Annotated in this window: 14 protein-coding genes; 8 read left to right on the top strand and 6 right to left on the bottom strand. The window is 40.4% G+C overall.

The window, feature by feature from the left end:
* Positions 1 to 132: 132 nt before the first annotated feature.
* A complete protein-coding gene (locus QUF94_RS20900) occupies positions 133 to 507 on the bottom strand; it encodes a hypothetical protein (RefSeq protein WP_289317517.1) in 375 nt (124 codons plus the stop codon).
* 725 nt (positions 508 to 1,232) lie between these two features.
* Between QUF94_RS20900 and QUF94_RS20895 the strand changes: the two genes are divergently transcribed.
* Positions 1,233 to 2,042, top strand: a complete 810-nt coding sequence (locus QUF94_RS20895) for a YitT family protein (protein WP_289317516.1) — start codon at positions 1,233 to 1,235, stop codon at positions 2,040 to 2,042.
* A gap of 71 nt (positions 2,043 to 2,113) precedes the next feature.
* Here the strand turns inward: QUF94_RS20895 and QUF94_RS20890 are convergent, their stop codons facing one another.
* Positions 2,114 to 2,350, bottom strand: coding sequence for an IDEAL domain-containing protein (locus QUF94_RS20890; RefSeq protein ID WP_289317515.1), 237 nt, complete (start codon positions 2,348 to 2,350; stop codon positions 2,114 to 2,116).
* A gap of 326 nt (positions 2,351 to 2,676) precedes the next feature.
* Here QUF94_RS20890 and QUF94_RS20885 point away from each other — a divergent pair, with 326 nt between their 5' ends.
* Positions 2,677 to 3,240, top strand: coding sequence for a competence protein ComK (locus tag QUF94_RS20885; RefSeq protein WP_289317514.1), 564 nt, complete (start codon positions 2,677 to 2,679; stop codon positions 3,238 to 3,240).
* Positions 3,241 to 3,359: 119 nt separating this feature from the next.
* On the opposite strand, the gene QUF94_RS20880 is transcribed toward QUF94_RS20885, so the two are convergent.
* Positions 3,360 to 3,527 carry a hypothetical protein gene (locus tag QUF94_RS20880; protein ID WP_289317513.1) on the bottom strand — a complete coding sequence of 56 codons (168 nt, stop codon included), beginning with the start codon at positions 3,525 to 3,527 and terminating at the stop codon, positions 3,360 to 3,362.
* 118 nt (positions 3,528 to 3,645) lie between these two features.
* On the opposite strand from QUF94_RS20880, the gene QUF94_RS20875 reads away from it, so the two are divergent.
* The gene (locus tag QUF94_RS20875; RefSeq protein ID WP_289317512.1) at positions 3,646 to 3,822 is read left to right on the top strand and encodes a hypothetical protein; all 177 of its coding nucleotides are present in this window, start codon (positions 3,646 to 3,648) and stop codon (positions 3,820 to 3,822) included.
* A gap of 824 nt (positions 3,823 to 4,646) precedes the next feature.
* Here QUF94_RS20875 and QUF94_RS20870 read toward each other — a convergent pair.
* A complete protein-coding gene (locus tag QUF94_RS20870) occupies positions 4,647 to 5,021 on the bottom strand; it encodes a YhjD family protein (protein WP_289317511.1) in 375 nt (124 codons plus the stop codon).
* A gap of 291 nt (positions 5,022 to 5,312) precedes the next feature.
* Here QUF94_RS20870 and QUF94_RS20865 point away from each other — a divergent pair, with 291 nt between their 5' ends.
* The 5 genes from QUF94_RS20865 (at position 5,313) to trpB (ending at position 15,231) form a co-directional block, all read left to right on the top strand.
* Positions 5,313 to 5,927 (top strand): TVP38/TMEM64 family protein, encoded by a 615-nt coding sequence (locus QUF94_RS20865; RefSeq protein WP_289317510.1) that lies wholly within the window; start codon positions 5,313 to 5,315, stop codon positions 5,925 to 5,927.
* Positions 5,928 to 5,960: 33 nt separating this feature from the next.
* Positions 5,961 to 6,524, top strand: coding sequence for a signal peptidase I (lepB, locus tag QUF94_RS20860; protein ID WP_289317509.1), 564 nt, complete (start codon positions 5,961 to 5,963; stop codon positions 6,522 to 6,524).
* A gap of 188 nt (positions 6,525 to 6,712) precedes the next feature.
* Positions 6,713 to 10,210, top strand: coding sequence for a helicase-exonuclease AddAB subunit AddB (addB, locus tag QUF94_RS20855; RefSeq protein WP_289317508.1), 3,498 nt, complete (start codon positions 6,713 to 6,715; stop codon positions 10,208 to 10,210).
* Positions 10,203 to 13,934, top strand: coding sequence for a helicase-exonuclease AddAB subunit AddA (addA, locus tag QUF94_RS20850; protein WP_289317507.1), 3,732 nt, complete (start codon positions 10,203 to 10,205; stop codon positions 13,932 to 13,934). Before addB ends, addA begins: the two co-directional genes overlap by 8 nt.
* A 133-nt stretch (positions 13,935 to 14,067) precedes the next feature.
* Entirely contained in the window at positions 14,068 to 15,231 is a 1,164-nt protein-coding gene (gene trpB / locus QUF94_RS20845; protein ID WP_289317506.1) for a tryptophan synthase subunit beta, read from the top strand.
* Between the two features lie 45 nt (positions 15,232 to 15,276).
* Here the strand turns inward: trpB and QUF94_RS20840 are convergent, their stop codons facing one another.
* On the bottom strand, positions 15,277 to 15,495 hold the full coding sequence (locus QUF94_RS20840; protein ID WP_289317505.1) for a spore germination protein: 219 nt from the start codon (positions 15,493 to 15,495) through the stop codon (positions 15,277 to 15,279).
* Positions 15,496 to 15,516: 21 nt separating this feature from the next.
* Positions 15,517 to 15,924 (bottom strand): spore germination protein GerPE, encoded by a 408-nt coding sequence (locus QUF94_RS20835; RefSeq protein ID WP_289317504.1) that lies wholly within the window; start codon positions 15,922 to 15,924, stop codon positions 15,517 to 15,519.
* Between the last annotated feature and the right edge of the window lie 5 nt (positions 15,925 to 15,929).

Genomic DNA, 15,929 nt, shown 5'->3' with positions numbered 1-15,929 from the left:
AGTAACTTCTTTGAATTAAAAGTTACTCATTTCGTTAATAAATATCAACAATATTCATTAACATTGCCTACATAAAAAGAAAAAGTAAAAAAAGCCTACTTCCTTGAATTGCAAGGATCGTAGGCTTTTTTATTATTTAAAATCACTTTTCACAACGTCCTTCCCCTTCATGAATTCATCATTATATGAATAATAATCTTTTACCTCATCTATAATCCATTGTTTGGATGTTTCATTATAAGTTAAAACTAACCAATATTCCTCAAACGTTTCTTCTATTGGTTCACTGTCATTAAATCCGTTGTATCTTTTTAGTTTATTGTGAAATTCTACTGGATTTTCCTCTTCATATTGTTCATTTTCTTTAGTTAATTTAATATTCCCAAGATCGATTCGAGTCCCTAACGCTGTCCCTTTCCAGTAACTTTCATTTGTTTTTGTAAACTGAATGTTTTCCGCATAGTCTTTAACGATATTATCAGCAGCTGTATTGATAATGGAAGTCAAGCCGGTTGAGAAAATAACTGGAACAAGTACAAAACAAAGAGCCCAACTTTATGAAGCTATTGAATTTGCACGAGAAGGAGATAAAGATTCTTGATGAAGTACTCAAATGATTGAATCGTTCGGGAGTTCAAAATCAGTTCCAAAGCTTTCACATATTATTCTTATATATATGATTTAAAGCTAGTCTGCAGGAAAAGTTGATAAAGAAACAACTTACCATTGGCATTGATAAGACGTGTCCGGCCATTACGGTATCCGTACCGGTGGATGAGAGTATTGAAGATTCTGGGGATTTGACGCCTTAGTTTGCACTGCAGCAAATAGGTTTCAGCTTCATTTAAAATATGTTTCCCGTTTTGTGACTTCACTTCATTCATAAAGCTGTTCTATAGAGAGCTGTGATTGAAGTGAACCCAAAAAGTTAGACACTTTATTTAATTAGGGATTTTTTCTCTTTTTCCAATGTTCCGAAAAAAATAAGGAGCGAATCTTTAATAAAAAAAGCCTGTATCGATGATTACTTGGTAATTATTGATACAGGCTTTAATATTCAGCATTTATCAATACTTATATATATTTAAACAAATAAGCTGGCTTTTTCCTTTACTTATATCGGGAAAGTGTAAGTTTTTTAAGTTGTTTTCAGAAAAAACTATTATTTTTAAAATTCTTAGGTTCTCTACTATAATAAATTAAATTCCCAGTTCGTTTTAAGGAGATCAGATATGTATAATGTACTTTTTATCACTATAGGCTCAGTGCTTGTTGCAGTAGCCTACAACTTATTTTTGATACCTCATTTAATTTTAAGCAGCGGACTTAGTGGACTTGCGATTATGTTCGGAATCATTACCCCAGTCAACACAGGGATATTGAATTTTCTCTTGAATTTGCCATTGCTGATTCTAGGATACTTGAAGTTAGGAAGACGCTTTATCACCTATACGATATTATCAGTTGTCGTGATATCCGTCAGTTTATATCTCATTCCAGTTCATGGAATATCCACTGAACCGATTTTGTCTTCTTTATTTGGCGGAATCATATCGGGATTCGGTATAGGCATCATTTTTCGTGCTTCAGGGTCTTCAGGCGGTTTCGATATCATTGCCATGCTGTTGGCTAAGAAGAGCGATTTTCCACTTGGTACATTGCTTTCAGTGATGAATGGAGTTGTGGTGGTTATTTCAGGCTTCATCTTTGGTTGGGATGCCGCATTATATACGCTGATTTCCATATATGCAGCTGGAAAGGTGATTGATACAATTCATTCCAATCACATTAAATTAACATTAATGATCGTTACGAAAAAGAGTGACGAAATGAAAACGAAGCTCCTGACCAACCTATATCGAGGAATTACAGTCATGGATGGTGAAGGTGCATACTCTGGAGAAAAGAGTAAAGTGATGATGACAGTCATTACCCGTTATCAATTAACCGATGTAAAAGCGATGATAAAAGAAGTGGATCCGAATGCTTTTGTCAATATAACAGAAACAGCCGAAGTCATGGGGATGTTTCATAAAGAGTGATGATAAATAGAAAAGCCTCCCAACATTGGGGAGGCTTTTTTGATTATCAGGCTGTTATTTAGTCATGCATTTTAGCTTCCAAACTGTTTTAGCAAAACGTTCATTTCAGAACTTAATTTTAAGAATAAAGGTTCGTTTTTCATATCCAAGGCTTCATCAATCTGTTTCGCAAGGATATTCTTTTTGGTATTAAGGACGGATTCCAGAATAATCATATCAATTAACATTTCCTGAACCACAGCATCGTTTTTCATTTCGCTCATTGATAAGGACTTCACTGACTCTGAATAAGATTTTTCATTTTTCAAAGTTACCACCCCTGACCCTTTTTATTAGTATATGGATTTGAATGGATAAAATCAACTGAAAATTTAAAAAATTTGAATCTTGATTGAAAATGTGTCGTTTAGATGACGAAATGACCACTATTTATAAGAATTTTTAACTTTGTGTGAACTTGCTTTTTATCTTTACAGGTTGTGCTATTATAGTGAGTAATTTAACATATATTTCCCATCTGACTTCACCTATTTATTGACAATGGGGAATGGAAGGGTACAAACAGCAATTAAGAGTATAAGCTTTGTTAAAGTGAAAAAAGTGTTTAATGCAATGAGGAAGAGGTGGATTAATAATGAAGGAAAACAGTCAGGGAATCATCGAGGAGTATGAAATCACGCCATATACACTAATGGTTTCGCCAATCAATTATGGCAGTAAAATATATGCCCGTATCGTTGAAATGGAGGACGAATTCGTCTCGCCCTTTAAACCTTTGGAAATAGTAAAGAAAAGCTGTGAGTTCTTCGGATCAAGTTATGAAGGACGCAAGCAAGGCACGAAACAGCTCATAAACATCACACATAAAGCACCGATCGCGATTGATCCGACGAGTTCGATCTTCTTCTTTCCAACTACATCTCCGTTGCGTCCCCAATGCATCTGGATATCACATGAGCATGTAGTATCCTATGATCGCCAGGATTCCAAACATACAACCATCACATTCAGGAATAAACAAACCATCGATATAGAAGTATCATGCAGTTCTTTCGAAAACCAGCTGCACCGGACATCCTTTTTAAAAACGAAACTCATCCAGAGGATTGAGGAAACAAAGAGGAAATCTTTCTATCTGTTCACCGAAGCAAATGGAGTCAAGGCTTCAGAGGTAATGTCAAAGTATATACCACGTTAGAAAGGGATTCAGGCTGGGATAATCATAAAAGCATGATTGGAATGAAAGTAAAGGATGCAAGCGTACGGAATTCACTCGAAAATAATGGAAGCCCTTCTTATTAAAGAAGGGTTCCATAATTAATCTTCAAATAATTCATCCATTAGATCGTCAATTTCTTTTTTTGATTTTTCAGTGCCTTCTTTGGAAATGGAGATATTATCACCAAAATACCAGTTAAAATGTCCTGGGTATCTATGATGATTGTTTAAAGATTCCCTGATTTTTTGAATATATATTATGTCCAAAATTTCACAGTGAATAATAGTATTACATAAAAGAAATCTATTAAATTCCGGATGAGTTCCTCAAAATCGCCAATCAGATAGGGTATGAAAACTTAGGGCTCACCAACAGCAATATGTTTTGCAGCTAGAAACCTCCAAGCAAACGGCAGATATTGCAAAGGGAATAGGCGTAGGACTTTATGATGTAGGTGAAGAATATGTGAAGGGAGTTTGGAATTTTGTCACAAATCCTGGGGAATCGATTGAAATTGTGGCTAATTCTATTATTCACCCTATAAAACCCTATATATTGTAAAGTCCATCTCGGATTCTTATAACGGAATATGTCTTACATTGTCGAATTGATTATATAAAAAAGAAAAACCATGCAGAGGTTAAACATTGCATGGTTTTTTATAAGAAAAAAGAGTTGGAGAAACTTTTAACGATCAAATAAAGGGGTATAAGTTTGTTAGTGATTCACTTCATAATATATTGGACATCCACGATGTTTCAAATATTTTGTTCAATATTTCACAAACTATTCACAAGGGTTCTTATCTTTCTGGAAGTTCTTTTTTATATCAAGAGATGGTTAGTAGTAGATGGCTAGACTGGTATAGGGGCAGTATATAGACATGACTAAAAAAAAAAGAGTTCTGGTTGACGTTTTTCATTTATGAATTTTTCCAATCGAATACGGATTTATATCCAAAATAATCTTTCCGCTTTTTTGTTGGTTAATTTATAAGTAGGCGATTTATTTTTATAAGCTGTCAGAGACACTTTAATTAAAGTAATTTGGTTTTCAAAGACTTTACTCAGACAATGCCGTCAACAATCTTTTGCAAAAATGCTGTGCTGACTCTAAAATGATAGTGTTGGGGAATAGTTGTGTTTGTACAGAATTAAAGTGGTGATTAAAATGACGATTAATAATGAGCATGCCAGCCCAACCTATTATTCGTTAAGGACTGTGGAAAAATTGTACTCACTTATCTTAGAAGCAGGAAAGATCAGATGCGTTTTAATGGTCATATCTTCCTTCCCCCCAGGCATCTGTATCCTTCCGGAAAGACTCCAATCACCCATCATTCACAGGCAAACAATATGGAGGATGTCTGTAATAGGGATAATCCGCTAAATTTCCCTTGAGCGGAGACTTTTTTCGAAAAAGTAATAACATAACAAGTCTTCGGTTTTGTTGCGAAGGCGGGGATTGAAGTAATTATGATGTTCCTCGTATCCTTTATATAAAAAACAATACATCGTGAAGGATTCATCGCGTTTGATTTCACTTACTTTAATATTCTCCTTGCGCAAATAGCGCCGTACCTCGGCAAGATCGTCCTGGACCACCGTTAAAATATGTTCGACTAGTTCCGAATAGGGCCTTTTTAATTTAAACGGACTAATTTCGATGACCTTGAGATCCCGGTTCAAGACTGTAATAACCATAGGGAGGTAGATGGCTTTTTCAATCATATTTCGGTCATCTTCTGGAATGCGGGTCATCATGACCGCTCCTTTCTAAAGTAGCACGTTTACAATATTAATATGTATACTTAGTAAAAGTGAGAACGTTTGTTCTTGTTTTTTATCCTAATGCATTTTCAGTGCATATGCAAGCAATTTTGATAAATGATGAAATTTTTGTTAACAAGATTATGTTTTCCTGAGATAGGGAAAGTATGAAGATATATGGATAATAATTCTTGCAATTTCAGGGGAAAGTGATATATCTAAAATAAACGGTTTTTAATAAGTTTATGCTACTTTTATAGTAGCATGTCGAGGGAGATAATTATGGATTTGGATACTATACGTGAGTGGTTTACACTTGATCATATTTCGGCGCTTATTCAGCAATATCGCTCATTCGGTCCAATTCCTGGGATCTTACTGCCGATGCTGGAAGCCTTTTTGCCCTTTTTGCCCTTAGTGGTGTTCGTGCTTGCTAATGCAACGGCTTTTGGTCTCTGGTGGGGGTTTTTATTTTCTTGGATTGGTGCTGTAGCTGGTTCTTTTTTTATCTTTTTAGTTATTAGAAGATATGGTCAAATGAGGTTTTTTCGATTTTTGCAAAAACATAAGCAGGTGCAGAGGTTGATGGTTTGGGTGGAAAGCCATGGATTCGGTCCCATGTTCATACTGCTCTGCTTCCCTTTTACTCCATCGGCTATCGTGAATATCGTGGCAGGACTTTCAAAAGTCAGTCCTTTGCAATATGGACTTGCAGTCGTAGGAGGGAAAGCGGTGATGATTTTTACGATCAGCTTCGTAGGTTACGATTTAGTGTCCTTAATACATAAGCCTGTGCGTACGATCATTATCGGGATTGTCATCTTTATCCTGTGGTATGTAGGAAAAAGACTGGAAGTCCGGTTAAATAAAAGCATGAAGAGAGAAGAAGGACAATAAATTAGTATATAAATGTAGTAGGGGTTGAACTAGATGGAAAAAACAAACAAGAATACTTTATCCGATTGGATAAAAGCAGCCATGATAGCTTTTGTTATTTACATCTTAATCCGTACTTTTTTCTTTTCAAGTTATGATGTTGAAGGAAAATCGATGCAGCCGACCCTTGAAGATGGCAATAAACTTGTCGTGAATAAAATCAATTACCAGATTCATGATATCAACCGATTTGACATTATTGTTTTTCATGCGAATTCACAAGAAGATTATGTTAAGCGAGTTATAGGGATTGCAGGTGACCGCATTCGTTATAAAGATGATTGGCTTTACGTAAATGGTGAGAAAGTGGATGAGCCTTATCTTGAGAAATATAAGGAAGGTTTTCCGGGACAGGATTTTACGGGTGATTTTACCTTAAAAGAATTGACGGACATGACCACAGTCCCGGAGGGCAAGCTTTTTGTCATGGGTGATAATCGTCTTGAAAGTGCGGACAGCCGTCACTTTGGTTATATACCTGTTGAAAATGTTATCGGTAAAGTCGATGTTCGATATTGGCCGCTCAAAGAATTCAATTATAGATTTACAGGTGAATGATTCGAAGCCCGAAAATTATGAGGGCTTTTTCTTTTGGGGAAAACGCGAACGTACGATTGGTGTTTTTTTAAGGGAAACGGTAAAATAATAGAAAGTGTGTCTAATTGGAAACAGAAACCTAGTCATAAAAAAGAAAGTATTTCTGGTATGATAGATCTAGATATTATGTTGTATAAGGGGGAAAAGAGATGTCACTCCGTTTTTTACTGGGAAGATCGGGTGCAGGGAAAACTTCGCATATATTGGACGAAATTCGCTCCAAATTGGCAGAAGATCCCGAAGGCAATCCAATTATCTACCTCGTTCCTGATCAGATGACGTTTCTATCTGAATATAAATTAATTAAAACACCAGGCCTTGCCGGAATGATCCGGACACAGGTTTTCAGTTTTAGCAGGCTGGCTTGGCGCGTTCTTCAGGAAACTGGGGGAATGAGCCGGCTACATTTGGACAGCGTTGGCGTTAATATGTTGATACGGAAGATCATGGATGATAAAAAGGAAGATTTAAAGATGTTTCGCCGCTCTGCTGATAAGCAGGGGTTCATTGCACAGATGGAACTAATGCTGGCTGAGTTCAAGCAGTATTGCATCCAACCTGATGACATTCAAAATTATTTGGCCGAAACATCACCGTCCGGCAGCGGCATTCAGGATAAACTGCATGATCTTGAATTGGTCTATCAGGCTTTTGAGGATGAAATGGTTGATAAATATTTAGATTCCGAAGACTATTTCACTTTGCTTATCGAGAAAATGTCAGAGTCTTCATATATAAGGAAAGCGGATATATATATCGATGGTTTTTATAGCTTGACGCCACAGGAATTATTGATTGTGGAAGAAATGATGAAGCTGTGCAGGAGTGTAACGATCTCGCTGACGTTAGATCAGCCCTACAGGCAATATGCTCCTGATGATTTGCAATTGTTCAGGCAAACGGGGAATCTGTATCATCACCTTTATCAGGCTGGATTGAGGAACGGTATACCAATTACAGAAGATCGAATCTTAAAAGGGACTGAGAGGTTCGGAAAGAGTCCGGGGCTGAATCATCTGGAAACTTATTTTGCCATTCGTCCTGCACGGACGTTTGAGCATTCACCTGATGTAACGATTGCCCAGGCAGTTAACCGCAGGGCTGAGATTGAAGGAGTTGCCCGGGACATCTTGTCGCTGGTCAGACAAAAACAGCACCGTTTCCGTGATATTGCGATTTTAGTCCGTAATGGAGAAGCATACGCAGATATTTTACAAACCGTGTTTAGGGATTATCAAATTCCATTGTTCGTCGATTCCAAACGGACCATGCTGAATCATCCCCTGATTGAACTGATTCGTTCCACCTTGGAGATCATCAATGGCTATTGGCGTTATGAGCCGGTATTTCGTGCAATCAAGACGGAGCTTCTATTTCCTCTGCAAAAAAATCACGATAGGATGCGCGAACAGGTAGATAAGCTGGAAAACTATGTGCTCGCCCGTGGAATTAAAGGAAGCAGGTGGACGTCCAAAGATCGTTGGACCTACCGGCGCTTCCGCGGACTTGAACTAGAGGACCGGAACCAAACGGATAAGGAAATGAAGCTTGAGCAAGAGTTGAATGAGATGAAGCAATTATTTACCGAGCCCATCTTGAAGCTCTCAAAACGGGTTAAGAAGGCTGCTAATGGCAGGGAATTGTGTGAAGCCCTTTATCTATATCTTGAAGAATTGCATGTACCGGAAAAATTGGAAAAGCTGAAACTAGAGGCAGAAGAATCAGGTGATTTGGTATCGGCTAGAGAGCATGAGCAAACGTGGAACGCGGTTGTCGACCTATTGGACCAATTCGTTGAACTGCTGAGCGGGGAAGAGCTGTCCATGAAACAGTTTGCGTCAATCATTGAAGCTGGCCTGGAATCTCTTGAATTTTCTTTGGTACCGCCTGCAATTGACCAAGTCCTAGTCGCTAATCTGGATTTATCCCGCCTCGATGATGTGAAGACAGCTTTTGTTATCGGCTTGAATGAAGGGGTTTTGCCAGGAAAAGCTTTATCTGACGGGATATTTTCAGATAGTGATCGTGAGGTGCTGCTGGCTGGTGGGCTTGATGTTGCTCCAAGTTCAAAAGTGCGCCTCCTTGATGAGGAGTTTACAGCGTATAAAGCTTTTACTACACCTGCTGAGGCCCTTTATCTATCATATCCGCTTGCCGACGAGGAAGGAAAGGCACTTTTACCCTCATCCTATTTGAAACGGGTAAGGGACGTATTGCCTAACGTTTCAGATGTATATTATATGAACGATCCATCCGATCTTTCTGCCGAGGAACAGGTGAAATATGCGGCGAATTATGATGTGGCACTATCGTATCTGGCTGCCCAATTGCAGCTGAAAAAAAGGAACTATCCAATCCATTCACTTTGGTGGGATGTATATAATGCCATTATGGAGGATGAAATGGTCGGTCCGTCGGCAACAAAGGTTTTATCGAGCCTTTTTTATCAAAATAGAACGAAGAAATTATCTGAGGAAACTAGTAAGCAATTATATGGTGAGAGCATTCTTACAAGTGTATCCCGGATGGAAATGTTCAATAGCTGCCCGTTTTCCCATTATGCCGCCCATGGCTTGAAATTGAGGGAAAGGCAAATTTTCCGTTTGGATGCACCGGATATTGGCGAGATGTTCCATGGAGCGTTGAAAATGATTTCCGATTACTTAAAGGAACATGATATTCCTTGGTCTACATTGACAAAGGAACAATGCTTGGAGTTAGCTAGAATTGCTGTGGAGAGACTTGCTCCCAAACTTCAAAATCAGATTTTGTTAAGTACGAACCGCCATCACTATTTACGCAGGAAACTGGAACACGTGATTGGACGGGCCTCAATCGTATTAAGTGAACATGCAAAGGTGAGCGGTTTTGCTCCAATTGGATTAGAACTCGGATTCGGGAAAAATGGAGAGCTGCCGCCACTTTCATTCACATTGAAAAACGGTACGAAGATGGAATTGATCGGGAGAATCGACCGTGTGGATAAAGCGGAAGAAGGTGAGGGTGTCTATTTGCGTGTGCTCGATTATAAGTCGAGTGAAAAGGAACTGAACATGAGTGAAGTATATTATGGACTCGCGCTGCAAATGTTGACATACCTTGATATCGTCGTCACCCATTCCAAATCGCTTATAGGCAAGGAAGCCATTCCAGCCGGCGTTTTGTATTTTCATGTGCATAATCCAGTTGTCAAATCAAAGGGAATGCTCAGTTTGGATAAAATTGAAGAAGAAATTTATAAAAGTTTTAAAATGAATGGACTTGTACTAGATCATTCAAATGTCATTCAAATGATGGATAATTCGCTTGATATTGAAAATTCGGGTAAGTCGGATATCATTCCAGCTGGATTTAAAAAGGATGGATCACTCCTGGCGGCTTCCAAAGTTGCCAGCAGGGAAGAGTTTTCGCTTCTGAATCACCATGTGCGCCGCGTTTACCAGGAGGCTGGCGATCGAATGGTCGATGGTGATGTGGATATAACGCCATATAAATTAAAGGAAAAAACCCCGTGTACATTCTGTTCCTTTAAATCCGTATGCCAATTCGACCAGTCACTGGAGGAGAATCAATTTAGGAATTTAGCACAGAAGAAACAAAATGATGTTCTTGAGCTATTAAGGGGGGAGGAGGAGAGCGATGAGTAAAACGAAAATTCCTGCTCTACCAGGAGACGTGACCTGGACGGAAGATCAATGGAAGGCGATATGGGCTAAAGATCAGGATATTCTGGTTGCGGCCGCTGCAGGTTCAGGGAAAACGGCGGTACTGGTCAATCGGATCATTCAAAAAGTCATTTCGGAAGTAGATCCAATCGATGTTGATGAACTTCTTGTCGTTACTTTCACCAATGCTTCGGCTGCCGAGATGCGCCATAGGGTAGGTGAGGCATTAGAAAGAGCGATCAATGATAATCCGCATTCACAGCATTTGCGCAAGCAGTTGAGCTTGATAAATCGCGCTTCAATTTCCACACTTCATTCCTTTTGTTTAGAGGTGATCAGGAAGTATTATTATCTGACGGAAATCGATCCGGGCTTCCGGATTGCAGATTCTACAGAGGTCCAGTTACTCCGTGATGAAGTGATGGAAGAACTTTTCGAGGAGCAGTATGGACAAAGTGATAATGATGAGTTCTTTAATTTGGTTGATGCTTTCACAAGCGATCGAAACGATGATGCACTTCAGAATATAGTTCGATCACTGTATGATTTTTCGCAATCGAATCCTGATCCGGACCGATGGCTCCATGATGCAGCCAGCATGTATGAGTTGGCTGATGATGATGGGATTGATGATCTTTCGTTTATCGATTCATTGAAATTCGATATTGGTTTACAATTGGACACTGCCAGGGATCTATTGGAACGGTCGCTTGCGTTAACAAAAGTCCCTGGGGGGCCTGCACCAAGGGCTGAGAACTATTTAGCCGACCTTGCCCTGGTTGCTAAACTTTCCGAAGTGAAAGAACAATCCTGGAATGCACTTTATGAAGAAATCCAAAACGTGAAATTTGGAACGGCAAAACGCCTTACTGGTGCCGATTTTATCAAAGAAGTAGCGGATGAGGCTACCAAGTATCGTGATAAGGCGAAAAAAATCATCAAATCGTTACAGGAAGAGTTATTTTCCCGTCAACCGGAAAGCTACCTGCGTGATATAAGGGAACTCAAGGGTTATGTCGATACACTTGTAACGCTTGTTAAACGGTTTGACGAAAGATTCTTCGCTGCAAAAGCAGAAAAGAATTTGGTGGATTTCGCTGATTTGGAACATTATTGTCTTCGGATTTTGACAGGGGAAACTGTGGATGGTGAACGAAAACCTTCAGCGGCTGCGGTCGAATACAGGAACCAGTTCAAAGAAGTACTCGTAGATGAGTATCAGGATACGAACCTTGTTCAGGAATCCATTTTAAAACTGGTGACAGCTGACGGCGAATATAATGGGAATCTTTTTATGGTAGGCGATGTCAAGCAGTCCATTTACCGGTTCAGGCTTGCGGAACCGAATCTTTTCCTTGGAAAGTACACACGTTTCACCCATGATGGTGTTGAATCCGGACTGAAAATTGATTTAAACCGTAATTTCCGGAGCCGAAAGGAAGTTCTCGATGGTACGAACTTCTTGTTTCAACAATTGATGGGCATTACAGTCGGTGAGATTGATTATGATGAAGATGCCCAATTGAAAAAAGGTGCCCCATATCCCGAAGACGATCCAAACCCAATCGAGCTCCTTTTAATTGATGGAACAGCCGATCCAGAAGCTCAATCGGAAGAAGGGGCGGATGGCGGGTTTGAGGCCGAGGAACTTGAAAAAGCACAGCTCGAAGCAAGACAAATGGCCAAGCTCATTAAGAAGGCTATAAGCGAAAAGCATCGGATATATGATACGAAAACCAAACAGTATCGATCTGCCACTTATCGGGACATGGTCATCCTTCTCCGTTCGATGCCATGGGCACCGCAAATCATGGAGGAATTTAAAAAGCAGGGGATTCCAGTCTATGCCAATTTGTCGACAGGGTATTTTGAAGCGACCGAAGTGGCCATCATGATTTCTTTATTGAAGGTGATTGATAATCCGCAACAGGATATCCCATTGGCTTCCGTTCTTCGTTCACCTATCGTCGGGTTGGATGAAGAAGAAATGTCACAGGTGCGTTTATTCCATACAGGGAGCTACTATGAAGCACTAGCTGATTTTTATAGAAAGAGTGACCCCGAAGAACATCCGGGACTTTATGAAAAAGCCTCAGCTTTTTATAAAAAACTAGTGAAGTGGAGGAAGCTTGCCAGGCAGGAGGCATTATCAGATTTGATCTGGCTTCTATATCGCGAAACGCAGTTCTATGATTTTGCAGGAGGGATGCCGGGTGGCAAACAGCGTCAGGCCAATTTAAGAGCGTTGTATGACAGGGCAAGGCAATATGAAGCAAGTTCGTTCCGCGGTCTGTTCCGTTTCTTGCGTTTCATAGAAAGGATGCAAGAACGTGGAGATGATTTAGGGGCCGCTCGGGCTTTAGGGGAACAGGAGGATGTAGTCCGCCTGATGACGATTCACTCGTCAAAGGGTCTTGAGTTCCCGATCGTGTTTATTGCCGGTCTTTCCAAGCAATTCAATATGATGGATTTACGCAAGCCGTATTTACTGGATAAGGATTATGGCTTTGCGGCAAAGTATGTGAATTCCGAATTACGGATTACATATCCATCCCTCCCTCAATTGGCTTTTAAGAAAAAAAAGCAGCTTGAATTGATTGCCGAGGAGATGCGTGTCCTCTACGTGGCGCTTACAAGAGCTAAGGAAAAGCTATATTTAATTGCCAGTATCAATGATGCAGAAAAAACGCAGCAGAACTGGGCAAGTAATGCGGCACATGGAGATTGGCTTTTAAAGGACTATGTACGGGCAGGTGCAAAAAGCTATCTTGATTGGATTGGTCCATCCCTTGTCCGACATCGGGATTCTCTTGGTGCTGCTGGCCAAGGCTTGGAAATGGAGTCGCATCCATCGAATTGGTCCATTTCCGTCATTCCAAGTGAAGAGCTTGCTGTTCTGGATGAGGAAGAGGCACTAGTTCAGGAACAAATACTTGATCATGTCCAGAAATCGGAGAAGGTCGGTATCGTTTCCGAGTTTTATGAGCATATCAAAGAACAGCTCGAATGGGAGTACCCCGAGCATGAGGCGACGGTGTATCGTTCCAAGCAATCCGTTTCTGAACTAAAACGTCAATATGAACTCAAGGACGAGCAAAGCTCCACAGAGTTGTTGCGTAAATTTAAGCGACCCATCACGAAGCGGCCGACTTTCATGCAAGAAAAGTCACTTACTCCTGCTGAAAGGGGTACGATTACACATTTAGTCATGCAGCATATTGATCTATCTAAAGAGATTACCATTCAAACGATTCAGGAACTGATGGTTGACTTGATTCAGCGTGAGTTGCTGACAGAGGAACAGAAAGCAGCTGTGGATCCTAAGACGATCGTCGATTTCTTTGACACTGAAATCGGCCAAAGAATGCAGAGGGCCGAGAGCATTCGCCGTGAAGTGCCATTTACGATGTCGTTGCCTGCAAAGGAAGCTTACAGCGATTGGGCAGCTGGAGATGAAGAGATCCTTATCCAAGGTGTGATTGATTGTATCTTTGAAGATGAACAAGGTCTTGTGCTTCTGGATTATAAAACGGATACGATTACCGGCCGTTTTACTAGCGGGTATGAAGGGGCTAAAGAGATTCTTGCCGATCGATACCGTATGCAGCTACAGTTTTATACGAGGGCTGTTGAAGGGATAATGAATAAGAAAGTGACTAGCCGTTACTTGTTTTTCTTTGACGGATCGCATTTATTGGAAGTATAACAGAGAAGGAGTGTCCCATTGATGAGGGGCGCTCCTTTTTTTGATTGAATAAACAGAATAGTTTGAAAGTATACAAAAGCTTACTATATACTAGGGGAGAAAAAATACCTTTTTTAAAGGAGTAGAGTGGAGTATGACGAGTGAGATCAAGAGCAAGGGATATTTTGGTGAGTTCGGTGGAAGCTTTGTACCGGGAGAACTTCAGGAAGTAATGGATATTTTAGAAACGGAATTCTTGAAATATAAGGATGACCCGGAATTCATTGAGGAGTTTCAATACTATCTGAAAGAATATGTCGGACGCGAAAATCCGTTAACCCATGCACAGAATTTAACGAAAAAGATTGGCGGGGCAAAAATATATTTGAAGCGTGAAGATCTGAATCATACAGGTGCTCACAAAATTAATAATGCGATCGGACAAATCTTGCTCGCTAAACGGATGGGTGCTAACCGCATCATCGCAGAAACTGGCGCTGGACAGCATGGTGTAGCGACTGCGACGGCATGTGCGATGTTTGGCTTGGAGTGTGTAATCTATATGGGTAAGCTGGATACGGAGAGGCAGGCATTGAATGTCTTTCGGATGGAATTGTTGGGGGCAAAAGTTGTAGCGGTCGAAAAGGGACAGGGTCGATTAAAGGATGCAGTTGATGAGGCATTGAATGATTTGGTGCAACACTATGAAAATACTTTTTACTTGCTTGGTTCAGCAGTGGGACCACACCCCTATCCAACGATCGTTAAGCATTTTCAAGCGATCATAAGTGAAGAATCAAAACGCCAGATTCTTGAAAAGGAAGGAAAGCTCCCAACTGCCATCATTGCTTGTGCAGGAGGGGGAAGTAATGCGATTGGTGCTTTTGCACATTATATCGAAGAAGGAAATGTCCGTTTAATTGGTGTAGAACCAATTGAAGCCCCAAGTATTTCGCAAGGTGTCCCGGCAGTATTGCACGGATTTAAAAGTTTGACGTTAGTGGATGAACATGGGCAGCCAAAACCGACATTTTCCATAGCAGCCGGCTTGGATTACCCAAGTGTGGGACCCGAGCATAGTTTTTTGAAAGATAGCGGGCGGGCGGAGTATGTGACGGTAAAAGGGGAAGAAGCTCTTGAGGCCTTCCAGGTATTATCCAAAACAGAGGGGATCATTCCAGCTCTCGAAAGCTCACATGCTTTAGCTTACGCCATGAAGCTGGCAAAAGAGTTAACAAGAGATGATATACTGATCGTTAATTTATCAGGCAGGGGTGACAAGGATGTCGAGCAAGTATTTAACATGATAGAAAAATAGGTCGAATTTAAAAGCCTCCCTGGAAATGGGAGGCTTTTTCTTTGACTAATTATTCCCTGTAATGGGCTGGTCGACCCCATTGACATCAAGGACATTGCTACCGTTCAGACCATTGGCCGTGAAGACGATTGCAGCTGTGTTCCCTGAACCGGATCCGGTAACGGTTTTGGATGAAGACTTAGGGGAAATGACGGCGCAATCACCGAATAACAGGTTTCCTTGCGCGACATTAAATATTTGAACTGGGCCGATAATAGCGGGCATATGAACCCCTCCTATAAAAGTTTAACTGTTGTTTGTAGAATCCCCGATTGGTGTCTCTTCGATTTCTTTAGGAACCTCCCGAATATGTTTCACTCTGGATTCCATACGTGCATGGCCTACGTTTCCGACACCAACTACAGATGAGGCTGATATCCCGATTATATTGATATTGCCGACCCGTATGAAGGGATTCGGATTTGAAAACCTTGATATGACGGGTTCAGTCAATCTCGGGATATAAAAAGGTTTCTTAAAAATGTCATAGTCTTCGAAATGAATATCGAATGAATTGAAAGTTTCACTTTTCTTTTGAATCGCTAAAGCCAGGGAATTTCCGTCAATATATGAAGTATCCCCGATTTGCAGGGTGGAGCTGAATGATACCGTGTCGGATAATATTGATTTTACTTTTGATATTCTTGAAAACATGTTAT

Source organism: Peribacillus sp. NJ4, assembly GCF_030348345.1.
Taxonomy (GTDB): Bacteria; Bacillota; Bacilli; order Bacillales; family DSM-1321; genus Peribacillus.
Note: the sequence above shows the minus strand (reverse complement) of the source record. Positions and strands in the feature narration are given on the sequence as shown.